This is a genomic window from Kitasatospora gansuensis (assembly GCF_014203705.1).
Lineage (GTDB): Bacteria > Actinomycetota > Actinomycetes > Streptomycetales > Streptomycetaceae > Kitasatospora > Kitasatospora gansuensis.
In genome coordinates, this window is the sequence record NZ_JACHJR010000001.1 from 726,190 (window position 1) to 748,640 (window position 22,451).

Annotated in this window: 18 protein-coding genes; 11 read left to right on the forward strand and 7 right to left on the reverse strand. The window is 73.6% G+C overall.

What is annotated here, in order from left to right:
* The first annotated feature begins 65 nt into the window (after window positions 1–65).
* Window positions 66–662: a DUF2867 domain-containing protein gene (locus F4556_RS03380; protein WP_184911487.1), complete on the forward strand. Its 597-nt coding sequence runs from the start codon at window positions 66–68 to the stop codon at window positions 660–662.
* 10 nt (window positions 663–672) lie between these two features.
* Here F4556_RS03380 and F4556_RS03385 read toward each other — a convergent pair whose 3' ends face one another.
* Both F4556_RS03385 and F4556_RS03390 read right to left on the reverse strand, forming a co-directional pair.
* Window positions 673–1,380, reverse strand: coding sequence for an HAD family hydrolase (locus F4556_RS03385; protein ID WP_184911488.1), 708 nt, complete (start codon window positions 1,378–1,380; stop codon window positions 673–675).
* A 67-nt stretch (window positions 1,381–1,447) separates the two neighbouring features.
* A complete protein-coding gene (locus tag F4556_RS03390; protein WP_184911490.1) occupies window positions 1,448–1,807 on the reverse strand; it encodes a zinc ribbon domain-containing protein YjdM in 360 nt (119 codons plus the stop codon).
* Window positions 1,808–1,952: 145 nt separating this feature from the next.
* On the opposite strand from F4556_RS03390, the gene F4556_RS03395 reads away from it, so the two are divergent.
* Together F4556_RS03395 and F4556_RS03400 are read left to right on the forward strand one after the other, a co-directional pair.
* On the forward strand, window positions 1,953–2,954 hold the full coding sequence (locus F4556_RS03395; RefSeq protein ID WP_184911491.1) for a GlxA family transcriptional regulator: 1,002 nt from the start codon (window positions 1,953–1,955) through the stop codon (window positions 2,952–2,954).
* A gap of 72 nt (window positions 2,955–3,026) precedes the next feature.
* Complete coding sequence (locus tag F4556_RS03400) at window positions 3,027–3,803, forward strand: MBL fold metallo-hydrolase (RefSeq protein ID WP_184911492.1); 777 nt, start codon at window positions 3,027–3,029, stop codon at window positions 3,801–3,803.
* Window positions 3,804–3,827: 24 nt separating this feature from the next.
* On the opposite strand, the gene F4556_RS03405 is transcribed toward F4556_RS03400, so the two are convergent.
* Window positions 3,828–6,041 (reverse strand): MMPL family transporter, encoded by a 2,214-nt coding sequence (locus F4556_RS03405; protein WP_184911494.1) that lies wholly within the window; start codon window positions 6,039–6,041, stop codon window positions 3,828–3,830.
* Window positions 6,042–6,153: 112 nt separating this feature from the next.
* On the opposite strand from F4556_RS03405, the gene F4556_RS38925 reads away from it, so the two are divergent.
* The gene (locus F4556_RS38925; RefSeq protein WP_184911495.1) at window positions 6,154–6,735 is read left to right on the forward strand and encodes a TetR family transcriptional regulator; all 582 of its coding nucleotides are present in this window, start codon (window positions 6,154–6,156) and stop codon (window positions 6,733–6,735) included.
* A 45-nt stretch (window positions 6,736–6,780) separates the two neighbouring features.
* Here the strand turns inward: F4556_RS38925 and F4556_RS03415 are convergent, their stop codons facing one another.
* Window positions 6,781–7,416: a LuxR C-terminal-related transcriptional regulator gene (locus F4556_RS03415; protein ID WP_184911496.1), complete on the reverse strand. Its 636-nt coding sequence runs from the start codon at window positions 7,414–7,416 to the stop codon at window positions 6,781–6,783.
* Window positions 7,404–8,624 carry a sensor histidine kinase gene (locus F4556_RS03420; RefSeq protein ID WP_184911497.1) on the reverse strand — a complete coding sequence of 407 codons (1,221 nt, stop codon included), beginning with the start codon at window positions 8,622–8,624 and terminating at the stop codon, window positions 7,404–7,406. The genes F4556_RS03415 and F4556_RS03420 overlap by 13 nt, the downstream gene beginning before the upstream one ends.
* Window positions 8,625–8,796: 172 nt before the next feature.
* Between F4556_RS03420 and F4556_RS03425 the strand changes: the two genes are divergently transcribed.
* From F4556_RS03425 to F4556_RS03455, 7 genes are all read left to right on the forward strand, one after another.
* Window positions 8,797–9,528: an ABC transporter ATP-binding protein gene (locus F4556_RS03425; protein WP_184911499.1), complete on the forward strand. Its 732-nt coding sequence runs from the start codon at window positions 8,797–8,799 to the stop codon at window positions 9,526–9,528.
* Entirely contained in the window at window positions 9,525–11,942 is a 2,418-nt protein-coding gene (locus F4556_RS03430; RefSeq protein ID WP_184911500.1) for an ABC transporter permease, read from the forward strand. The genes F4556_RS03425 and F4556_RS03430 overlap by 4 nt, the downstream gene beginning before the upstream one ends.
* A 223-nt stretch (window positions 11,943–12,165) precedes the next feature.
* Window positions 12,166–13,128, forward strand: coding sequence for a hypothetical protein (locus F4556_RS03435; protein WP_246510959.1), 963 nt, complete (start codon window positions 12,166–12,168; stop codon window positions 13,126–13,128).
* Window positions 13,129–13,176: 48 nt separating this feature from the next.
* A complete protein-coding gene (locus tag F4556_RS03440) occupies window positions 13,177–15,048 on the forward strand; it encodes an HSP90 family protein (RefSeq protein ID WP_184911501.1) in 1,872 nt (623 codons plus the stop codon).
* Window positions 15,048–17,945: a hypothetical protein gene (locus F4556_RS03445; protein WP_184911503.1), complete on the forward strand. Its 2,898-nt coding sequence runs from the start codon at window positions 15,048–15,050 to the stop codon at window positions 17,943–17,945. The genes F4556_RS03440 and F4556_RS03445 overlap by 1 nt, the downstream gene beginning before the upstream one ends.
* A 177-nt stretch (window positions 17,946–18,122) precedes the next feature.
* Window positions 18,123–18,707: a hypothetical protein gene (locus F4556_RS03450; RefSeq protein ID WP_184911504.1), complete on the forward strand. Its 585-nt coding sequence runs from the start codon at window positions 18,123–18,125 to the stop codon at window positions 18,705–18,707.
* Between the two features lie 38 nt (window positions 18,708–18,745).
* Window positions 18,746–19,282 (forward strand): copper resistance CopC family protein, encoded by a 537-nt coding sequence (locus tag F4556_RS03455; protein ID WP_184911506.1) that lies wholly within the window; start codon window positions 18,746–18,748, stop codon window positions 19,280–19,282.
* 71 nt (window positions 19,283–19,353) lie between these two features.
* On the opposite strand, the gene F4556_RS03460 is transcribed toward F4556_RS03455, so the two are convergent.
* Window positions 19,354–21,660 carry an FtsX-like permease family protein gene (locus F4556_RS03460; protein WP_184911507.1) on the reverse strand — a complete coding sequence of 769 codons (2,307 nt, stop codon included), beginning with the start codon at window positions 21,658–21,660 and terminating at the stop codon, window positions 19,354–19,356.
* Window positions 21,657–22,367, reverse strand: a complete 711-nt coding sequence (locus F4556_RS03465; protein ID WP_184911509.1) for an ABC transporter ATP-binding protein — start codon at window positions 22,365–22,367, stop codon at window positions 21,657–21,659. Before F4556_RS03465 ends, F4556_RS03460 begins: the two co-directional genes overlap by 4 nt.
* Window positions 22,368–22,451: the final 84 nt, after the last annotated feature.

Sequence of the window (22,451 nt, forward strand, 5' to 3'; positions counted from 1 at the left end):
GTACGGAGCCGTACAGATCGGTGCTAGCCTCCATCTATACGGCATCGTACAGATAGGGGCCACTCATGAGACTCCCCCGTACCGCGTACACCTCCCGCCCGTGGCGGATCCACGAGCTCACCCACGACTTCCTGGTCGAGGACGTCTGGGCGCTGCCGACGCCGGGCGGTCCCGACGACCTCGCGCGGCTGGTGCGCCAGTTCGCGGACGGCGACGGGTCGGCCGTCTCCTCCCCGGTGCCGCGGCTGCTCTTCGCGGTCCGCTGGAAGCTCGGGGCGCTGCTCGGCTGGGACAAGGCCGACGCCGGTCTCGGCACCCGGGTGCGGACGCTGCGGGACCGGCTGCCCGCGGACCTCCACGAGGGTCCGCGCGGGCCCGACCTCCGGTCGCTGCCGTTCACCTCCGTCTACCAGACGCACGACGAGTGGGCGGCCGAGAGCGCCAACCGGACCATGCACGGAGTGCTGCACATCGGCTGGGTCCCGGACGGGGCCGGCCGCTACCGCGGCCAGATGACCGTCCTGGTCAAGCCGAACGGGCTGTTCGGCGCCGTCTACATGGCCGGCATCAAGCCGTTCCGGTACCTGGGGGTGTACCCGGTCATGCTCCGGGCGATCGGACGCAAGTGGCAGGAGACTGCGGCCGAGAACACGCGGCCCTGAGCGCGTCGCGCTACCGGCCGCCCGCGCCGTCCAGCAGTTCCAGGACCGGTGCCAGTCCGGCCGGGCGCTGATCGACCGGCAGGTGGTCGACGAACTGCACCGGGCAGCCCAGCGCCGTCGCGCCACCGTCCTTCGTACGGTCGTCGCCGACCATCAACACGTCCGCCGCTGCCAGGCCGAGAGCGTCGCAGGCCACCCGGAAGATCTCCGGTTCGGGCTTCTGGACGCCCACCTCGAAGGAGAGCAGGTAGGCGTCGACCAGCTCGTCCAGGCCGTACGCGCGGAAGACCGGCCGCAGGTCCCAGCCGATGTTGCTCACCACGGCCACCGGGATCCCCCGGCTGCGCAGTTCACGCAGCGTCGGCTCGACGTCCGGGTAGGGCTGCCAGGCGGCGGGCGTCATGTGGCGGTCGTAGAGCGCCCGTTCCAGCTCCGAGGTGGCCAGACCGGCCTCCCGGAGCAGCCCGGTGTAGGCGGCGCGGTGCTGATCGGCACTCAGGTCCCGCTCGTGCCACAGCACTTCGAGGTGCGCGGGCACCCGCAGCGGCTCCGCTCCGCCGGGCAGCGCCCCGTACTCCGTCAGCCGCCGCGCCCAGTCCGCGAACTCCTCGTCGGCCAGCGGCAGTCCGGCCTCGGCCAGGATCGCCGCGAGCCACTCCTCGGTGGACTCGATGCGGAACAGGGTGCCGGAGAAGTCGAACATCACGCCCTTGATCATGCGGCGATCATAGGACCGCCAGGCCGACTGGCACGAGCTCTCGGGCCTCGCGCTCCGCGACGGCCCGTCAGGCCTTCTTGACCACGCTCGACTTCAGCTGCATCGGCCCGAAGCCGTCCACCTTGCAGTCGATGTCGTGGCCGTCCACCCCGTCGACCAGCCGGATGTTGCGGACCTTGGTGCCCGCCTTGATCCCGGACGGGCTGCCCTTGACCTTGAGGGCCTTGACCACGGTCACGGTGTCGCCGTCGGCGAGCACGTTGCCGACCGCGTCCTTCACCACCCGGTCACCGGCGGCGGCGCCCGCGTCGGCAGCGGCCTCGTCGCGGGCCCACTCGTGGCCGCACTCCGGACAGACCATCAGGGCGTCCATCTCGTAGGTGTACTCACCGGAGCACTTCGGGCACACGGGCAGGTTCTCGCTCATGTGACCAGAATATCCGAGGCCGGCCTCCCCCTCGGCCATCGAAACCGCAGGTGGGAGCCGCCCCGGGCGGGGCCGAACGCCCAATGGCAGGATCTTGCAGGAACTGGTCATTGCAGCCGCCGCACCGACGGGAAAGGCTGAGGCCATGAACCCCGCACCCACCGCCCTGGCGCACCTGGTCGTGATCCCGGTCTTCCCCGGCGTCAACGCCCTGGACGTGACCGGACCGGCCGAGGTGTTCACGCTGGCCGGCCAGCTGCTGCCGCCGGGGCGGGCCGGGTACGAGGTGCGGGTGCTCGCCGAGCGGCCGGGCCCGGTGCCGACCTCCTCCAGCATTCCGCTGTATGCCGGGGAGTCGCTCCGAGAGCGACCGGAGCGACCCGACACGCTGCTCGTACCAGGGCGGGTGGACGTGGGCCCGGACGGTCCGGTGCCCCGGGTGGACGCGGTGGTGGTGCAGTGGCTGCGCGAGGTCGGGCCCCAGGCCGGACGGGTGGCGTCGGTCTGCGCGGGCGCGCACCTGACGGCCGCGGCCGGACTGCTGGACGGTCACCGCGCCACCACGCACTGGGCCACCGCCGCACGGCTGGCCGCCGACCACCCGGAGGTCGAGGTCGAGGCGGACCCGATCTTCGTCCGCTCGGGCCGGATCTGGAGCAGCGCGGGCATGACCGCCTCACTGGACCTGGCCCTGGCGCTGGTGGCCGAGGACCACGGCCACGACCTCGCCCTGCGGGTCGCCCGGATCATGGTGATGTACCTTCAACGACCGGGCAGCCAGAGCCAGTTCAGCGTCCCACTGTCCCAGCAGGCCGGTACCCGCGAAGACGTCGGCGAGCTGCGCCGGTGGATCGGCGAGCACCCTGACGGCGACCTGTCCGTGCCCGCGCTGGCGTCCCGGCTCGCGCTGAGCGAACGTCACTTCGCGCGGGTCTTCCAGACCGAGACCGGTACGACGCCGGGAGCGTTCGTCGAGCAGACCCGGCTGGAGACGGCGCGCCGACTGCTGGAGCGGACCGACCACCTGCTGGAGGAGGTCAGCCGCCGCTCCGGCTTCGGCTCGGTCGAGACCCTGCACCGCGTCTTCCGTGACCGCCTCGGCACCAGCCCGGGCGAGTACCGGCGCTGCTTCCCGGCGGCCCGCTGAACCCCCTCTGACCCACTCCCCGGCGCCGAGGCGCCGGTCGTCCCCGCATGCCCAGAACGAGGAGAACCGGCCTTGAAGATCACTGTCACGCACATCGGCACCGCGACCACCCTGCTGGAGATCGGCGGTCTGCTCCTGCTCACCGACCCGGCCTTCGACCCCGCCCCGGCGGAGTACCGGCGCGGCCCGGTCGTCCTGCGCAGCACCGCGGGTCCCGTCCTGTCGCCGACCGAACTCCCGTCGTTCGACGCGGTGTTGCTCAGCCACGACGAGCACCCCGACAACCTGGACGCCACCGGCCGCGCCCTGCTGGCGGACCACCCCGTGTTCACCACCGTCAGCGGCGCCGGCCGGCTCGGCGGGCAGGCCGTGGGCCTGGCCCCGTGGGAGACCCGCACGCTGACGGTCGGGGAGCACAGTCTGCGGATCACCGGCACCCCCTGCCAGCACGGCCCGGTGGGCGACGTGACCGGCTACGTGATCGAGGTGCCGGGCGAGGAGGAGGCCGTCTACGTCTCGGGGGACACCGTCTACTTTCCCGAACTGGACGAGATCGGCAGGCGGTTCACGATCGGCACCGCCGTGCTGCACCTGGGGGCCGCCCGGGTCACGGGCTTCGGCGACGACCTGATCACGATGGACGGGGCGCAGGCCGCCGCGCTCACCCGCTCGCTCGGCGCCCGGCGGGTCGTGCCGGTCCACTACACCTCGTGGGAGCACTTCACCGAGGGCCGGGCGGAGGTCGACGCCCGGTTCGCCGAGGCCGGGCTGGCGGACCGTCTGCACTGGCTGACCCCCGGCCTCCCGGAGCTGGTGGGCGGCGACACCGTACGGCCGGTCAGCAGCTGACGATCCGTCCGCCCACCCGCCCGGTCAGCCCACCGGAACCCGGTCCCGCTTCCCCGCCGTCGCCGCCGCGGGGGGCGCGGGAAGGTGGGCGCCCTCGATGTCGACGTCGGGCACCAGGCGGTCGAGGGCCCGGGGCAGCCACCAGGCGCGGCGGCCGAGCAGCGCCATCGCGGCGGGCACCAGCGCCATCCGGACCACGAAGGCGTCGATCAGCACGCCGAAGGCCAGCGCGAAGCCGATCGACTTGATGATCGGGTCGTGGTTGAAGACGAAGCCGCCGAAGACCGCGACCATGATCAGCGCGGCGGCGGAGACCACCCGCCCGCTCCGGGCCACGCCGTGCACGATGGCGGCGGCCGCGTCCCCGGTGTGCTCGTGGTGCTCGCGCATCCGGCTGACCAGGAAGACCTCGTAGTCCATCGCCAGCCCGAACAGCACGCCGATCAGCAGCACCGGCAGGAAGGCGGTGACCGGTCCGGCCGAGGGGATGTCGAGCAGACCGTTGAGGTGGCCCTGCTGGAACACCCAGACGGTGACGCCGAGCGAGGCGGCGATCGAGAGCAGGAAGCCGAGTGCGGCCTTGACCGGGACCAGCAGCGACCGGAAGGCGATGGTCAGCAGGATCAGGGCCAGGATCACGATGATGGCGACGAACAGCGGCAGTGCGTCGGAGAGCTTGTTCGAGACGTCGATCGCGGCGGCGGTGGCACCGGCGATGTAGAGGGTGCCACCGGTCCGGTCGACGGCGGGCGCGTTCTCCCGCAGGCGGTGCACCAGGTCGGTGGTGGCCTGGGCGTCGGGGCCGGTCCTGGGCACCACCGCGATCACGGCGAGGTTGCCGCCGGGATTGGTGACCGGCGGGGCGACCGCCGCCACGCCGGGATCGGCGGCCAGCTTCTTGCCCAACTCCCCAACCGTGGCGGCCCGTTGGTCGGCGGCGATGCCGCTGGTGTCGACCACCGCGGCCAGCGTGGCGTTGAAGCCGGGGCCGAAGCCCTCGGTCAGCAGCCGGTAGCTGCGGTGCTGGGTGCTGTCGGCCGGCTGGGAGGCGTAGCTCGGCAGCCCGAGGCGCAGGTCGCGGGCCGGCAGGGCCAGGGCCAGCAGGCCGATCACGCCGACCAGCAGGACCACCAGCGGCCGCCGGGTGACGAGCCGGGCCCAGGCCAGGCTCCAGGCGGCGGGCTTACGGGCGGGGCCCTCGGACGTACCAGCGGTGCGCGGACGGCGGGCCTTGGGCCGCAGCCGCTCGCCGAGCAGGCTCAGCACGGCGGGCACCAGGCTGACGGCGACCAGCACCGCGAGCAGTACGGTGCCGGCGGCGGCCAGGCCCATCACGGTCAGGAACGGGATGCCGGTGACCGCGAGCGCGGCCAGCGCGATGATCACGGTCGCTCCGGCGAAGACCACCGAACTGCCGGCTGTCGCCACCGCCCGCGCGATCGAGTCGTCGAGGTCGGCCTCGGGGTCGGCGAGCTGCTCCCGGTGGCGGGCGATGATGAACAGCGCGTAGTCGATGCCCACCGCCAGACCGATCATCAGGGCGAGCACGGTGGCGGTGTTGGTCATCTCCAGGAAGCGGGAGGCGAACTGAACGCCCAGCACACCGATCAGCACGCCGACGGCGGCGGTCAGCAACGGGAGTCCGGCCGCCACCAGCGAGCCGAGGGCGAGCGCCAGGATGACGAAGGCCAGCACCACGCCGACCACCTCCGCCGGGCCGCCGACCTCGGTCTTGGGCTGCATGGCTGAGCCGCCGAACTCGACTGCCAGTCCGGCGGATCGGGCCGGGTCCATGGCACGCGAGAGGGCGTCCTTGGCGGTCTGCGGCACCTCGTCGGCCGCCACGCCGAACCGGACGTCGGCGTAGCCGATCCGCCCGTCCGCCGATATCGCCCCGCCGTGGGCCGGGTCCAGGACGGCCACCACGCCCGGCAGTTGGGCGGCGGTCCGCAGGCCGTCGGCGATCGCCGCTCCGGCCGCGGGCCCGGTCAGCGTGCCGCCCTCGGGAGCCGCGAACACCACCCGGGCCACCCCGCCCGCCGCGGCCGGGAACTGAGCCTCCAACAGGTCCTGGGCCTGCTGGGACTCGATCCCAGGCACCGAGAACGCGGTGCTCGGCTTGCCGTGCAGGGTGATCCCGAGGCCGCCGACCACGGCGAGCAGCAGCAGCCAGACGGCCACCACCCGGCCCCGTCGGCGGATCGCCCAGCGCCCCCATGCGTACAGGCGTGACGCCATGTCGATGCCCCTCTCTCGTCCCGGCGGCCACCCCCACGGGCCACCGTCTCACTACACTCTAAGGCAGAATTGCAGTCGAGTGTAATTTAGCCGTCGCTGGTAAGATGCGGCCATGACCACTGACGGCCTGCGGACGACGGACGGCCTCCGGGAGCGCAGCAAGGCCCGGCGCCGGGAGGCGATCGTGCGGGCCGCGTACGAGCTGTTCGCCGAGCGGGGCTTCGAGGCGACCACGATCGCCGACATCGCCGAGGCGGCCGAGGTCTCGCCGCGGACGGTCACGCTGTACTTCCCGTCCAAGCTGGAACTGGCACTGTCCCAGTTCGAGTCCTTCGCCGACCGGCTGGCCACCGCACTGCGGCAGCGGCCGCCGGGCTGGACCATTCTGGACGCGCTGGAGCACTGGCTGCGCCACGAGTTCGCCGACCGCAGCGACCTCGACGAGCTCACCGACCGGATGCTCGACGCCAATCCCCAGCTCGAGGCGGCCGGCAGTCTCCGGCTGGCCGAGGTGATCCAGGACGGCGCCCGGATGTTCGCCGAGGAGCGCGGCAGCGCACCCGACGCCTTCGGCCCCCGGATGGCCGCGGCAGCGGCGGCGGCGATGGTCAGCGAGCTCTGCCACCACCCGCAGGAGGCGAACATCGACACCGCGATGGCCTTCCTGCGCGCCGGGGCCGCCACCCTGCCCTGACGCCGACTCGAGTGACGCGCTGACGGGTGACGCGCTGACGTCCGGTCAGGCCTTGAGGTAGGCCAGCACCGCCAGCACCCGGCGGTGGCCGCTGTCGCTCTGCGGCAGGTCGAGCTTGAGGAAGATGTTGCCGATGTGCTTGCTGACCGAGCGTTCGGTGATGAACAGCGTCCCGGCGATGGTCGGGTTGTCGAGGCCCTGCGCCATCAGGCCGAGCACCTCGCGTTCGCGCTGGGTCAGCGTGTCCAGCGGGTCGTGACGGCTCATCAGCTGGGAGATCACCTCGGGGTCCAGCGCGGTACCGCCCGCGGCCACCCGCTCCAGCGCCTCGCGGAACTCCTCGACCCGGGCGACCCGGTCCTTGAGCAGGTAGCCGACGCCCGCCACCCCCTGGGCCAGCAGCTCGGCGGCATAGCTCTCCTCGACGTACTGGGAGAGCACCAGCACGGGCAGCCCGGGCAGCAGCCGACGGGCCTCGATCGCCGCCCGCAGGCCCTCGTCGCGGAAGCCGGGCGGCAGCCGTACGTCCAGCACCGCCACGTCGGGACGGTGCTCCAGCAGCGCGGGCAGCACCTCGGGGCCGCTGCCGACCACCGCGACCACCTCGTGACCGACGGTCTCCAGCAGCAGGACCAGGCCCTCCCGGAGCAGGACGTTGTCCTCGGCCATCACGATCCGCACGGCAGTACCACCTCGAGTGTCGTTCCGGCCCCGACGGGGCTGTCGATCCGGGTCGTTCCGTCCAGCGCGGCGACCCGCCGCCGGACGCCGGCCAGGCCGCTGCCCGCCTGCGGGTCGGCCCCGCCGCGGCCGTCGTCCCGGACCGTGATGCGCAGGCTGCGGCCGGCCTGCCGGAGCGACACCTCCGCCCGGGTCGCGCCGCTGTGCCGGGCAATGTTGGTGAGGGCCTCGGCGACCACGAAGTACGCGGCGGCCTCGACGGCGGCGGGCGGGCGCCGGGGCAGGTCCGGGAGGTCCAGGGCCACCGGGATCGGGCGGCCCGCCGCGAGCGAGCGGATCGCGCCGTTCAGCCCCCGGTCGGACAGGATCGGCGGGTGGATGCCCCGGATCACCGTACGGAGCTGGGTGAGCGCCTCCTCCACGCCGGTGCGGGCGTCCAGGAACAGCTTCCGCGAGGCGTCCGGGTCCTGCTCGAACACCCGGTCGGCGAGGCCCAACCGGAGGGCCACCGCGACGAGTTGGGCCTGCGTGCCGTCGTGCAGGTCCCGTTCGATCCGGCGCAGCTCGGCACCGTGCGCCTCCAGCGCCTCGGCCCGGGAGACGGTCAGCTCCTCGATCCGGCGGCCGGCGTCGGCCCTGGAGGTGGACAGCAGGGCGGCGGCCAGCCGGGCCTGCAGTCGCATGCCGATCGGGGCCAGCGCGTACAACAGCCCTGTGCAGAGCAGGATCTGAGCCGCCGTCAGGCCGATCGCCCGGGGCCAGTCGGTGACCGGGACGCCGAGCATGTCGATCGCACCGGGCGGGGCCGCCCACCACCACAGCGGCACGGTGAGCGCGACGGCGACGCTCAGGCAGAGCCCCAGCACCAGGGTGCCGACCACCGTCCCGAGCAAGCCGTGCACCAGCATCCAGCTGATGTCCCGCCAGGTGCCGGCATCCCGGATCAGCCGCGAGGACCGGTACATCAGGTCGCCCTCGACCGGCGGGTAGTCGCCCGGCACCGGCCGGCCGAGCACCTGCCCGGCGCGCCGCCGCTCGACGTCGGCCAGTCGGCGCAGCGGCCGGACGGCGGCCGGCAGCACCGGCAGCCCGAACATGGTGAGCAGCACCAGTGGCAGCAGAACGTAGCCGGCCAGCGCGGGAACGGCGGTGAGCAGCCCACCCACGAGGTGGACCGTCGCGCGCCGCGCCCCTGCCTTCAGCTTCATGATTCCCAACCGTACGGCAGGCAAAGTCGCACGTCACGGGGGCCCTCCCCACCTGAGGGGTGTAGCGCGCTACACCCCGGATCGGGGGGTCTGTCCCGCTGCCCGCGACCCCTGCTCCTGACTACGTTCGGTAGCGAGCCGAAGAACGAAGAACTGCGAGGAGCGGGGCAGCATGCAAACGACGACGATCCAGGCGACACCGTTCGCCGTGTCGATGGACCAGGTCGGCAAGGACTACGGCAAGGTCGCCGCGCTGGACGGGGTGAGCTGGGGATTCCGTCGGGGCAGTTTCACCGCGATCATGGGGCAGTCCGGGTCCGGCAAGAGCACCTTCCTGCACTGCGCCTCCGGCCTGGACCGGCCGACCAGGGGCACGGTGCGGCTCGGTGACATCGACCTGGCCGGGCTGAAGGAGGCCGAGCTGACCCGGCTGCGCCGGGAGCGGATCGGCTTCGTCTTCCAGGGCTACAACCTGGTGCCGTCGATGGACGTCCGACGCAACATCACCCTGCCGCTGTTCCTCGGCGGCCGGAAGGCCGACGAAGGCTGGCTGGAGGAAGTGGTGCACCGGGTCGGCATGGCGGACCGGCTGCACCACCGGCCGTCCGAGCTGTCCGGCGGGCAGCAGCAGCGGGTGGCGGTGGCGCGGGCGCTGGTCACCCGGCCGGAGATCATCTTCGCGGACGAGCCCACCGCCGCGCTCGACCCCCGCTCGGCCGGGCACGTGCTGCGGCTGCTGCGCGAGGCGGTCGACCAGACCGGCCAGACCATCGTGCTGGTCACCCACGACCCGGCCGCTGCGGCCTGGGCCGACAGCGTGGTCTTCCTCGGCGCGGGCCGGATCGTCGACGAGCTGGTCGCGCCCACCGCCGAGGCCGTGCTGCACCGCTGGGACACGCTGTGAGGCGCGGGATCGCCGCCGGGGTGGCGGCGGCGCTGATGTTCGCCGCCATGCTGGTCGGTTCGTTCGGGGTCCTGCTGGAGTCGGGGCTGCGGGCGCACGGCCAACTCGACCGGTACGCGGGGGCGGTGGCCGTGGTGGCCCGGTCCCAGAGCGTCTCGCACACCACCGGTAGTGGGGAGTCGAAACAGACCGAGACCCGTCCGCTGACCGAGCGGGCCCGGATCCCCGACGCCGAGGCCGAGGCCGCCAGGCTGCGGGCGGTGCCCGGGGTGACCGGCGTGGTCAAGGACGTCTCGGTCCCGGTGGTCGACGACCGGGGGCGGCAACTGACCGGCCACGGCTGGGAGTCCGCCGCACTGACCGGCGCCCCGCTCGGCTCGGGACGCGCGCCCGTCGGCGACCGCCAGGTCGTCCTGCCCGCCACCGATGGGGCCACGGTCGGCGCCACCGTCCAGCTGCAGACCGACGGCGGGCCGCAGCCGTTCACCGTCTCCGGGCTGGTGAACGGGGGCGGCGACGTCTACTTCAGCCAGTCGTACGCCGCCGCGCTCAGCGGCCACCCCGGCAGCGCGGACGCGCTGGTGGTGCTCGGTGGGCCCGGCACCTCGGTGGCGGCGCTGCAGCAGGCCGCCCCCGACCGGGTGGTGGCCACCGGGGCGGCCCGGGGCGACGTGGAGCACCCGGCCGTCCCCGCCGCCCGGGCGGATCTGATCGGCATCTGCGGGTCCATCGGCGGCGTCGCCCTGATGGTCACGCTGCTGGTGGTGACCTCGCTGCTGGAGATGTCGGTCCGGGACCGGGTCCGCGAGCTCGCGGTGATGCGCGCCGTCGGTGCGACGCCCCGTCAGGTGCGCCGGCTGATCGTCCGGGGCACGCTGAAGGTCGCGGTGCCGGCCGCCGCCGTCGGCGGGGTGCTTTCGCTGGGCAGCGGGGCGCTGCTGCACCGGCTGATGACCAGTCGGGGCGGGCTGCCCCCGGAGCTGGCCCTGACGCCGGGTCCGCTGCCGGTGGTCGGCGGGATGCTGGTCACGGTGCTCGCCGCCGTCGGCGCGGCCTGGCTGGCCGCGCGGCGGGTCTCCCGGATCCGTCCGGTGGAGGCGCTCGGCGAGGCCGCCACCGAGCCGACCCGGCTGCCGCGCTGGCGGATGGTCACCGGTCTGGTGTTCCTGGTGCTGGGTCTGGCGATGGCCGCGGTGGCGTTCACCCTCGGCGGGCAGGCGGCGGTGGCCGCGATGAGCGGCCTGGTGATGTCACTGATCTGGGCCACCGCGCTGCTCGGGCCGTGGATCGCCCGGGGCGGGATCCGGCTGCTCAGCATGCCGCTGCGGCTGGTCTCCCCGGTCTCCGGGCGGCTCGCCTCGGACGGGGCGCGGGCAGCGGCGGTCCGGATGGCGACGGTGATCACGCCGATCGCGCTGGCGGTCTCGTTCGGCGCCGGCCAGCTGTTCGTGCAGACCTCCGTGGTGAACGCCACCCGGGTCCAGGCCACCGTCGGGCTGCGCGCCGACCAGGTGCTGGTCTCGGACGGACCCGGCATCCCGCACCGGGCGTACCAGGCCGCCCAACAGACGGTCGGTCAGGCCCCGGTGACGGCGGTGAAGCGGACCACCGTGGTCAAGGTGGTGGGCAGTCAGCTCCAGTCGCTGGCCGCCCAGGGCATCGAGGGCAGCACCGCGACCCTCGACCCCGACGTGACGTCGGGTTCACTGGCCGGGCTGGCGCGGCCGAACACCGTCGCGCTCGGCGCCGACGTCGCGGGCGGTACCGAGGTCGGCACGACCACCTCGCTCCGGCTCGGCGACGGCACCGAGATCCACCCCGAGGTGGTCGCGGTCTACGGCAGCAGCCTGGGCTTCGGCAGCGTGCTGCTGCCCCGCGCCGAGGTCGCCGCGCACAGCACCGACGCCGCCCTGGACGACTACCTGCTGGTCGGCGGCCACGCCGACCTCAAGGCGGTCACCGACACCTTCCGGGGCGTGCACACCACCTCCGCCCCGGCGTACGGCGAGGCGCTGACCGAACGGGCCAGGCAGAGCGGGCTGGTCGGGCTGCTCGCCTCGGCCGCGATCGCCGGGTTCATCATGATCGGCGTGGTCACCACGCTGGCCGTCTCCACCGCCTCCCGGCGCCGCGAGCTCTCGCTGCTCCGGCTGGTCGGGGCGACCCGCCGTCAACTGCTGCGGATGCTCCGGATGGAGACCGCCGTGGTGGTCGGCACCGGCACCGTGGTGGGCGCGCTGGTCGCGGCGGCCACCCTGCTGACCTTCGGCGGCGCGGTCACCGGGCTGGCCACCCTGGCGATCAGCCCGGCGCTCTGCGCGGGCATCGTGGGCGCGGTGGCGGTCGCGGGTGCGGCGGCCGTCCTGCTGCCGGCCCGGGGGCTGCTGCGCGGGGGGTCGCCGAAGATCGACTGAGGTCCCGTCACCCGTGGGCACCGTGCCGGTACGTCCGATCCCCGGACGTACCGGCACCAATCGTTCCACTTGCGCCCGGCGGCCCGGCTCCCGCAGGACGGGCCGTCAGTTCGACCAGTGATAATCCGTTGAACACACAGCACTCGGGGCGATAGGCACTCCCTTCGGGACGGTCATCGGGCTGCCCGGCGGAGTCCGCGAACACAGGTGAGAGGGCCGTACCATGACGTTTTTCCGGTGGAGATCGCGCGACCGGAGCGTGCCGCCCGCGGTCGATCCCGCCTACGGCAACGAGACCCTGGCCCTGATGCTCCGCCAGGCCGAGGCAGGCGACTGGCTCGCCCTGCGCGCGAGCCTCACCGCGATCCAGGACCCGGCCGAGTTCACCTGGATGGTGGCAGGGGTGTCGGAGGTCGGCGGGATCGAGGAGTGGATCCCCGAGGCGGCGAGCGGTGAGCCCGACTCGGCGCTGCCGCTGCTGCTCTCCGGCGCCCGGCAGGTGGCCTGGGCCTGGGAGGCCAGGACCAGGGCATCCTCGCAGCACGTCTCCGAGGACCAGTGGAAGGTGTTCCGGCAGCGCCTGGAACTCGCCGAGCAGCAGCTGTTCGAGGTGGCCGAGCGGGAGCCGGAGTGGCTCGCCCCCTGGTACTTCCTGCAGATCAGCGGCCGGGGCGCATCGGTGGACAAGGAGGCCGGCCGGATCCGCTTCGAGGCTGCCGTCCGCCGGTGCCCCGGGCACCTGGGCTCACACCGGGAGCGGCTCCAGCAGCTGTGCGCCAAGTGGGGCGGATCGCACCAGGAGATGCACGCGTTCGCCCGCAGCTCGATGCTGGCGGCGCCGCCCGGCAGCCCGCTCGGTGAGCTGGTCGCGCTCGGTCATCTGGAGCACTGGCTCGACCTGCCCTCCGGCGCCGACCGCTCCTACCTGACCAGCCACGACGTGCTCTCGGACCTGCGCGAAGCGCTCCGCCGCTCGATCCTGCACCCCGACTACGTCCGCCCGGTCGGCTGGCAGTCCGCGTACAACACCTTCGCCATGGCATTCGCCCTGGCGGGCGAGACCTGGACCGCCCGGCAGCTCTTCGAGGCCGTCGGCAGTACCGTCACCAGCTCCCCCTGGCGGTACCTGAACGGCGACGACCCCGCCAAGGCGTTCACCGCACTCCGGGACCACTGCGCGAAGTAGGTCCGTCCCACCCTGATCCGCCCGCACCGACCGAAAGAGCCAGCACCGGTGTCCCCTTCCGAAAGCCCCACGGCCGCCCACACCTTCCAGGTGGACCTGCGCGGCCTGGTGGACCTGCTCTCGCACCACCTCTACTCCAGCCCGCGGGTCTACCTGCGTGAGCTCCTGCAGAACGCGGTGGACGCGATCTCCGCCCGCCAGGCGCTCGACCCGGCCTCGCCCGCCACCATCACCGTGGTGGCCGACGGCCGGCTGTCGGTCACCGACACCGGGGTCGGCCTGACCGAGGCTGACGTGCACACCTTCCTGGCCACCATCGGCCGCAGCTCCAAGCGGGACGCCGACGGGCGGCTGGACGGGGCCGGACTGGCCTCCGCGCGCGGGGACTTCATCGGTCAGTTCGGCATCGGCCTGCTGGCCTGCTTCGTGGTGGCCGACGAGATCACCGTGGTCACCCGCTCCGCCGCCGCCCCGGACGCCCCGGTGATCGAGTGGCGCGGCAGCTCGGACGGCCGGTACACCATCACCACCCTGCCGTCCGCCGCCAAGCCCGAGCCCGGCACCACGGTCACCCTGGTCCCGCGCGCGGACGCCGCCGAGTGGACCGCGGCCGGCCAGGTGGTCGAACTCGCCCGCCACTACGGCAGTCTGCTGCGCCGTCAGGTCACCGTGGTCGACGGCCGCGGCACCGCCACCACGGTCAACGTCACCGCACCCTGGGCCGCACACCACGGCTCTCCGCTGGCCCGCCGGGACGCGCTGACCGCGTACTGCCGCTCGACCTTCGACTTCACCCCGCTGGACAGCATCGAGCTCGACCTGCCGCTGGTCGGCCTGCGCGGGGTGGCGTACGTGCTGCCCGACGCCGTGCCGCCGTCCCGCCGGGCCGGGCACCGGGTGCACCTCAAGGGCATGCTGGTCTCCGACCAGGCGGACGAACTGCTGCCGGACTGGGCCTTCTTCGTCCGCTGCGTGGTGGACGCCGACAGCCTGCGGCCGACCGCCTCCCGCGAGGGGCTGTACGCGGACGAGACGCTGGCCGCCGTCCGGGACGCGCTCGGCGCCCGGATCAGGGACTGGCTGACCGGCCTGTCCGCCAGCGACCCGGCGCTGCTGCACCGCTTCATCAGCGTGCACCACCTGGCCGTCAAGTCCCTTGCCAGGCACGACGACGAGCTGCTGAAGATGCTGTTGCCGTGGCTCCCATTCGAGACCACCGACGGCAATGTCACGCTGGACGAGTTCGCCCGCTCGCACCCGGTGATCCTAGTGGCCCGTACCGTCGAGGAGTTCCGTCAGGTCGCCCCGATCGCGGGTGCGGCCGGGCTCGGCGTGGTCAACGGCGGGTACACCTACGACCGCGACCTGGTGCACCGGCTGCCGGAGATCCGGCCCGGCAGCTCGGTGGCCGACCTCGACCCGGGCACGGTGACCGCGCACCTGGACACCGTCGCCCCGGAGGCCGAGCTCGCCGCGGCCGGCTTCCTGGCGATCGCCCGCGAGGTGGTCGGCCGGTTCGACTGCGACGTCGCGCTGCGCTCCTTCCACCCGGCCAGCGCCCCGGCCCTGCTGCTGGACAACCGGGAGGCCAGGCACGAGCGCACCCGGGCCCAACTGGCGGACGACGCCGACGGGTTGTGGGCCGACATCCTCGGCTCGCTGCGGGCCGAGGTGCCGCGCGCCCAGCTGGTGCTGAACCACCTCAACCCGCTGGTCCGCCGGGCTGCCTCGATTGGCCACCGGGAACTGGTGGTGACGGCCGTCGAGGCGCTGTACGGGCAGGCCGTGCTGCTGACCCGCCGTCCGCTGCGGGCCAGCGAGAGCGCGCTGCTCAACCGCTCGTTCATCAGCCTGCTCGACCACGCCATGCTCGGCCACGAGGCGATCGCGCCGCAGATCACGCCGCAGGAGGAGTCGTAATGCTGGACACCCAGGACGCCGTACTGGAGGCCCTGCGGGCCAACGACGGCCTGCCGTACGGGCGGCCCCGCACGGTCACCGCCGAGGAACTCGTCGCGGCGGCCGAGCAGTTCGACGACCCCGCGCTGCTGGTCGCCGCGCTGCTCGACCTGATGGAGGCGTACGAGTACGACGGCGAGCAGCGCAAGTCCCCGGTGGTCTTCGCCCGGGTCCTGCAGCTCTGGGACAAGAACCCGGAGGACTTCGACGAGTGGGCCGCGCGGCAGGTGTTCTGGCGCTTCAAGTGGGTGGCCTCCGCCCTGCTGAGCGTTCCTGACGTGCCGTTGACCGCCGTGCGGCGCTGGCACACCGAGATGCGCGACCGCTACCTGGCCGCCGGGCACGGGCTCCAGCCGTACTACGCCCAGCGGTTCCACCTCGCCGCGCACCTCGGGGACGACCGCCCCGAGACCTTCGAGCTGTGGGCCGGACGGGGCCGGACCGAGTACAGCGACTGCTTCGCCTGCGAGATCCGGGCCCAGGCGATCCACCACGCGCGCGGCGGGGACGACGCCCGGGCACTGGAGGTGTGGCAGCCGGTCTTCGACGGGCACCGCACCTGCGCCGAGGAGCCGTACACCAGCCACGCGCACGCGCTGCTGCCACTGCTGCGGCAGGGCCGGACCGAGGAGGCGGTCTCCAGCCACCTGGTCGGCTACCGGTTCGCCCGGGGCAAGTCCAGCACCGCCGAACAGATCGGCCTGCACCTGGAGTTCTGCGCGCTCTCCGGCAACGAGGCGCGCGGTCTTGAGATCCTGGCGGAGAACCGCGACCTGTTCGGCGGGCACGGCGACCCGCTGGCCCGGCTGGAGTTCCTGGTCGGGGTCGAGCTGCTGTGCGCCGGGCTGGCCGAGCGCGGGCACCGGGAGCTGACGGTCAGTGGGCCGCCCGGGACGAACTGGACGGTGGACACGCTGCTGGCCCAGGTCCGTTCCGAGGCAAAGGAGTTGGCGGACCGGTTCGACGTCCGCAACGGCACCGGCGCGGTCGGCGCCCGGCGCCGGCAGCGGCTGGCCCAGCGCCCGCTGCTGACCGAGCCGCTCGCCCTCGGCGTGCGGGCCGCGGCCGTACAGGCGTCGGCACCGACCGCCCCGGCCGACCGCCCGCCGGTCGAGCCGGTCCCCGAGGACCTGCGGGGTCTGGTGCTGCGGGCCCGCACGCTGCGCACCACCGGGCACCCCGACAGCGATCTGCTCTGGCACCGGGTCGGCGAGCTGATCGGCGCCGACGACTACGTCCACCCCGAGGACCCCGAGCTCGGCACCCTGGACCGGCTGGCGGCCGAGGTCGCCATGCAGCGGGCCTTCGACGCCGCGGAGGTGGACGACCTGGAGCTGTCCCGGGCCGAACTCACCGCCGCGCAGGCCGGGTTCGAGGCCGCCGGACTGCCCGCCCAGGTGCTGGCGGTGCGCTCCAGGCTGCTGGTCCTCGGCCTGGACCAGGACGGCTGGGCCGCCGACTGGGCGGCGCTGGAGGGCGTGCTCACCGAGAGCGAAGCGCTGTACGCCACCGACCCGGCCGGACCGGCCGACGGTCATCTGACCGTCCTCCAGTGCCACGCGCTGGCGGCGCACCGGGAGTTGATCGCCGCACTGCCGGAGCCGCCCCAGGAGCAGGCCGAGCGGTTCGACACCGTCGTGGCCCGCTACCGGCGGGAGAGCGAGGCGCACGGCAACAGCCGCCGGGTGGCCACCTCGCACCAGTACGTCGCCGACGCGCACGCCCGGCAGGGGCTGACCGACTCCGCCGAGGCCGAGCTGCGGCAGGCCAGGGAGCTGCTCGAACAGGCCGAACTCCCGTGGCTGGAGCCCCGGGTGCTGGTCCAGCTGGCCCAGCTCGGCTTCCTGCGCGGCGAGCCGGGCGATGGCGTCCCGCTGCTGCACCGGGCGCTGTCCGAGGCGGCCCGCTGGGGCGAGACCTCCTTCCCCTTCGGGCCGACGTACGCGCTGCTCGGGCACGCCTGCAAGCACCTCGGGGACACCGGCGGCGCGATCCGGGCGCTCTCCGAGGCCGCGGCCAGGTTCGACCGGGCCGGTGACGGCGCCGAGGCCGCCCAGGTCCGGCTGCAGCTCGCGGAGGCGCTGCGGGAGAGCGGCCGGCTGCCCGACGCGGTCGCCGTCCTGGAGTCGGTGCTGCTCGCGCCGGACGCCGCCGAGCTGGACGAGCGGCTGCGGGCGCAGGTCCGACTCGACCTGGCCCGTGGGCTGTTCACGCTGGGCGAGCACCGCGCGGCGGCCGAGGAGTACCTCGGCCTGGCCGACGCGGTGGCCGGCTGGGAGGACCAGGACACCCACACCATGGTGGCCGGCGAGGCGACCGTCGCGCTGGCCGAGGCCGGTCTCTGGGAGGCCGCCGGCACCGCCCTGGAGCGGACCCTCGCCTCGCACCGGACGGCGCCCAGGACCGAGCAGGTGCTCGCGGTCCTGCGCGAGTTCGCCCGGCTCACGGTGGCGGCCCAGGGCCCGGACGGGCTGCCCGTCGCGCTGGAGCGGCTGGCCGAGGCCGAGCGGGTGCGCGAGCAGGCCGGGCAGGACGGCGAGGAGCTGCCCTTCTGGCAGCTGGACGCCGCGCTGCACTACGAGCGAGCCCGGGTGAACGCGATGGCCGACCAGGGCGAACCGGCACTGGCGGCCGCCGAGTTGGCGATTGCCGGCTACCAGGCGGGCGGACCTGACGGTGAGCCACCCCGGGCCGAGGCGGTCCGGCTGGCCGCCCTGGTCGAGGGGCGCACGCTCGGGCGCACGGATGCGGCCCGGGCGCGCCTGGCGGCCGGCATCCAGCGCTGCCAACAGGCCGGACTGACCGAGGAGGCCCGCGAGTTGACGGCCGTTCGGGACCGGATGGCCGAGAACAGCTGATCCTCTGTCTGCGCAGCACCGAAGGTCCGTGCCCCTCCGGGCACGGACCTTCGGGCTGTCAAGACCCGGGCCGGGTGGACGTTTGCGCACTCTGGAAGAAGTTTCGGGCGGTCCGACCTGGGCAGTCTGGTGCCCCCGACGCGAGTGCAACCCTCGCATCGCTCCCCCGGAGGTCCCATGACCGAGCTGCTCAAGCCAGCCACCACCGCACAACCCAGAGGACTTCTGGACCAGTTGAACGGGCCACATCACCGGGCCGCCCTCAACGTCTTTCTGTTCATCGTCATCGCCCACTGGGCCGAACACCTCACCCAGGCGTACCAGATCTGGGTGCTCGACTGGCCGCTGCCCAAGTCCAAGGGCATGCTCGGCCTGGCCTACCCCTGGCTGGTCACCTCCGAGTGGATGCACTACGGCTACGCGCTGATCATGCTGATCGGCCTGTTCACGCTGCGCCGGGGCTTCGTCGGCCGGAACCGGGCCTGGTGGACAGCAGCGTTGGTGATCCAGTTCTGGCACCACATCGAGCACCTGCTGCTCTTCGTCCAGGCGCAGAGCGGGCACTTCCTGTTCGGCAAGCCGGTGGCCACCAGCCTGCTCCAACTGGTGTTCCCCCGGGTCGAGTTGCACCTGTTCTACAACACCGTGGTGTTCCTGCCGATGGTGATCGCGATGTACCTGCACCTGCGGCCGAACGCCGCCGAGCTGGCCGAGTCCAGCTGCAGCTGCCATCCCGCCGAGCGCCAACTGGCCGACGCGTGACGGTCGTTCCGGAAGGCCCGCACCGGTCCGGTGGACCGGTGCGGGCCTTCCGCTTCCAGATGGCGGCCGGGCTCGGCCTGCTGGTCGTCCTGCTGCTCTCGCTGGCCTGGGTGAGCTCGGCGGAGCCCGTCCGGCTGTCCGCCGCCGCCCCCGCCGACGGCAGCGCGGTCCAGACGGCGCCCGGCGAGGTCGTGCTGACCTTCGGCGGCGACCAGGGCATCGAGGCGGTCTTCCTGCGGGTGGCCGCCGAGGGCGGCCAGGAGGTCAACCGGGGCCCGGCCCGGGTGGACGGCCGCCGGGTGCTGGCGCCGGTCAGGATCACCGGCCCCGGCACCTATCTGACCACCTACCGCCTCACCCTGACCGGCGGCGGCGAGGTGTCCGGCGTGACCGCCTTCAGCGTCGGGCCGCCCGGCAGTGCCCCGGCCGCCGCCCAGGAGGAGTCGTCGCCGGGCCACGAGCACGGCTTCGAGGGTCCGATGAACGTGGCGCTGCTCGCCCTGGACGCCGTCCTCGTGGTCGGCTCCCTGCTGCTGGTGCTCCGCCGGCCCCGCCGCCGGACCCCCGGACGCTGAGCGCACAGCGCCCCGGCGGGGCGCGCGATATGCCGTGCGCGCCCCGCCGAGACCCCACCGAGACCCCGGTGCTACTCCGTGTGCAGCACCCTCGCGATGGTCAGCCGCGCCGCCGACCGGGCCGGGACGTACGCGCCGAGCACCGCGATCACCACCCCCGCCAGGGCCAGCAGCAGGAGCTCCGGCAGGTGCCAGACGTCCTTCATCGCGGCCGGGAAGTCCACCGACCCGACGTTGTCCACCAGCACCCGGTGCGCGACCATCCCGAGCGGAATGCCGACCAGCCCGGCCAGCAGGCCCAGCACGGCCATCGAGGTCACGAACATCACCGTGACCTGACGCGGCGTCATCCCGATCGACTTCAGCATGCCCAGGTCGCGACGGCGTTCCCTGGTGTTCAGCAGCACGGTGTTGAAGACACCGAGCGCGGCCACCACGGTGAGCAGCACGGTGAAGACCGAGGAGAAGCTCACCACGGTGTCGGCGGCCAGGTTCCCGTCGTCCACCACCCCGGGGTAGAGGCCGGGTTCGGCCGCCCGGACCGCGTCGAGGTACGCCTGCACATCCGTCCCGGGCTTCAGCCGGACGTCGTAGAAGGCCGCGTGGGCCGCCGGATCGAGCTCCTGCAGGGTGGCCCAGGTCGAGGACAGGAAGCGGGGGTCGCCGTCGATGGTCTTCCCGACCACGGTCGCGGACGTCTGCCGCCCGTCCAGCCCCAGGGTGACCCGGTCGCCGACCGCGAGACCGCGCTGGCTCAGGAAGGACGGCGAGGCCGCCAGCTCCCCCGCCCCGGTGGCCGGCCGGCCCTCGGCGATCTGCCGGACGGCACCCGGGTCCTGGTCGCCCCGGACGAAGAACCCGGCACTCGGCTGCTGGTACCCGGCCAGCGTGACCTGGCTGATCGCCTGCGCGTCCACCCGCTCCGCGCCGGGCAACGAGCGCAGCAGCGCCTCCATCTGAGTATCAGTCAGCTTCGGTTCGGTCTGCTCGAACGCGGCCCGCCCCACCCGGATGTCCAGCCGGACCCCGCCGTCGCTCCGGCCGGCCTCCGCGTACTGCACCATGGTGCTGGTCAGCCCCGTGGTCAGGGTCACCGTGGTGACGCCGAGCAGGATCGCCGCCACCGTGAGCGCGGTCCTGGCGGGCCGGGCGAACGGCTGGCCGAGCCCCAGGCTGACCGCTCGCGGCAGCCGGGTGCCGCCGAGCGCCCGCTGCACCCGCAGCCCGCGGCCGGAGCGCGGCGCGCTCCCCGCGCTGATCGCCTGCGCCGCCGAGAGCCGGTGCGCCCGCAGCGCCGGGAGCAGCGCGGCCACCGCCACCAGCGCGGGCAGGCCGAGCAGGCAGACCAGGTACACCCAGGGGCTGACCTCGATCACCGCCGTCCCGCGCATCACCCCCTGGAACGCCACCCGCAGCACCGGCTGCGCCAGCGCCGCGCCGAGCAGCGTCCCCAGCACCGCGCCGATCACCGCGGGCAGCGAGACCATCGCCAGGTACACCGCCACCACCTGGTTCGGGGTGAACCCGAGCGCCTTGAGCACCCCGATGTGCCGGAAGCCGGAGACCACCGCCCCGCTCACCACGTTGGCCACGATCAGCGCCGAGACCAGCAGGCCGAGCACCCCGAACAGCGCCATGAACGGCAGGTACGCCTTGGCCGTACCGGAGAACGCCTCCTCCAGCGAGGCCGAGGACCGCGCCGCCGTCCTGGCCTCGGCGGGCAGCCCGGCCGTGGCACTCGCCAGGCCGCCGGCCAACTGATCCGCCGACCCGGCCGCGTCGAAGCGGTAGAGCATCTGACGGGAGGTCGGGTGCAGCGCGGCCATCTGCTCGGGGGTCACCCAGGCGTCGGCGGAGCTGCTCATGCTCGAGTAGACGCCGACCACGGTCAGTTCCGGGCCGTCCACCAGCTGGACCTTCGACCCCATCAGCTCGGGGTGGACCAGGTCGCCGTCCGTGTTCAGCACGATCTCGCCGGGCGCGGTCGCCCAGCGGCCGTCCCGCAGCTCCGGCCGGTCCACCGGACCGCCCGGGTCGGCCCGGCCCACCACCCGGAACGCGCCACCGCCCACGCCGGGCAGGGTCTTCACCAGCCGGGTCGTGACCTGGTCGAACGGGCCCGCCGCCGCCTCGACCCCGGGTCGGCCCGCGGTCTCGGCGAGCTGACCGGCCGTCACCTTGCCGGCGTCGAAGAGCACCGCCTGATGGGCACCGTGCTGTTTCTCGAACGCCCGGTCGAAGGGGTTGGAGACCGCGTCCAGCAGCCCGAGGGCCAGCAGCACGGTCGCGGTGGAGCAGAACACCACCAGTCCGATCACCAGCGTCTGCAGCCGGCGCCGCTGCACCGCCGCCCGCGCGGCCCGCCACACCGCGCTCATGCCTGCCGCCCCAGCGCGCGCTCGCGGGCCACCCGGCCGTCGGCGAACTCCACCAGCCGGCTCGCGCAGCGGTCCGCCAGCTTCGGGTCGTGGGTGACGATCAGCAGGGTCTGGCCGATCTGGTTGAGGTCGATCAGCAGGTCCATCACCTGCTCGCCGGAGCGGCTGTCCAGCGCGCCGGTCGGCTCGTCGGCCAGCAGCAGCGCCGGACGGTTCATCAGCGCCCGGGCCACCGCGACCCGCTGGCGCTCGCCGCCGCTGAGCGCGGCCGGGTAGGTGTTGCGGCGGTCGGCGATGCCGAGCTCGTCGAGCAGTTCGAGGGCGCGGTGCCTGGCCTGCTTGGCCGAGGTGCCGGTGAGCTGGGCGGCCAGCGCGACGTTGTCCAGCGCCGGCAGGTCGTCCAGCAGGTTGAAGAACTGGAAGATCATCCCGATCTGCCGCCGCCGGAACAGCGCCAGGCCGGTCTCGTTCAGCCCGCCCAGGTCGTGGCCGTTCACCCGCACCGTGCCCGCGCTCGGCCGGTCCAGGCCCGCCACCATGTTGAGCAGGGTGGACTTGCCGCAGCCCGAGGGCCCCATCACCGCGACCGCCTCGCCCGCCCGGATCTCCAGCGACACCCCGTCCAGGGCCTTCAGGTCGCCGTACTCCTTGTGCACGCCGTCGAGGTGCACGACGACCTGCCGGTCGCTGTCGTGATCAGTAGTCATGACCGGAAACCTACGAGCCGCAGCGGGGCGGGAGCGTCCCTCCCCGGGTGTAATCCCGACGGCCCGTCATCCCACGGATGTACG

Bases quoted from the DNA above. Each gene is read 5' to 3' on its own strand.
- F4556_RS03380 (WP_184911487.1), top strand. From the start codon at position 66: ATGAGACTCCCCCGTACCGCGTACACCTCCCGCCCGTGGCGGATCCAC.
- F4556_RS03385 (WP_184911488.1), bottom strand. From the start codon at position 1,380: ATGATCAAGGGCGTGATGTTCGACTTCTCCGGCACCCTGTTCCGCATC.
- F4556_RS03390 (WP_184911490.1), bottom strand. From the start codon at position 1,807: ATGAGCGAGAACCTGCCCGTGTGCCCGAAGTGCTCCGGTGAGTACACC.
- F4556_RS03395 (WP_184911491.1), top strand. From the start codon at position 1,953: ATGAACCCCGCACCCACCGCCCTGGCGCACCTGGTCGTGATCCCGGTC.
- F4556_RS03405 (WP_184911494.1), bottom strand. From the start codon at position 6,041: ATGGCGTCACGCCTGTACGCATGGGGGCGCTGGGCGATCCGCCGACGG.
- F4556_RS38925 (WP_184911495.1), top strand. From the start codon at position 6,154: ATGACCACTGACGGCCTGCGGACGACGGACGGCCTCCGGGAGCGCAGC.
- F4556_RS03420 (WP_184911497.1), bottom strand. From the start codon at position 8,624: ATGAAGCTGAAGGCAGGGGCGCGGCGCGCGACGGTCCACCTCGTGGGT.
- F4556_RS03425 (WP_184911499.1), top strand. From the start codon at position 8,797: ATGCAAACGACGACGATCCAGGCGACACCGTTCGCCGTGTCGATGGAC.
- F4556_RS03435 (WP_246510959.1), top strand. From the start codon at position 12,166: ATGACGTTTTTCCGGTGGAGATCGCGCGACCGGAGCGTGCCGCCCGCG.
- F4556_RS03445 (WP_184911503.1), top strand. From the start codon at position 15,048: ATGCTGGACACCCAGGACGCCGTACTGGAGGCCCTGCGGGCCAACGAC.
- F4556_RS03450 (WP_184911504.1), top strand. From the start codon at position 18,123: ATGACCGAGCTGCTCAAGCCAGCCACCACCGCACAACCCAGAGGACTT.
- F4556_RS03460 (WP_184911507.1), bottom strand. From the start codon at position 21,660: ATGAGCGCGGTGTGGCGGGCCGCGCGGGCGGCGGTGCAGCGGCGCCGG.
- F4556_RS03465 (WP_184911509.1), bottom strand. From the start codon at position 22,367: ATGACTACTGATCACGACAGCGACCGGCAGGTCGTCGTGCACCTCGAC.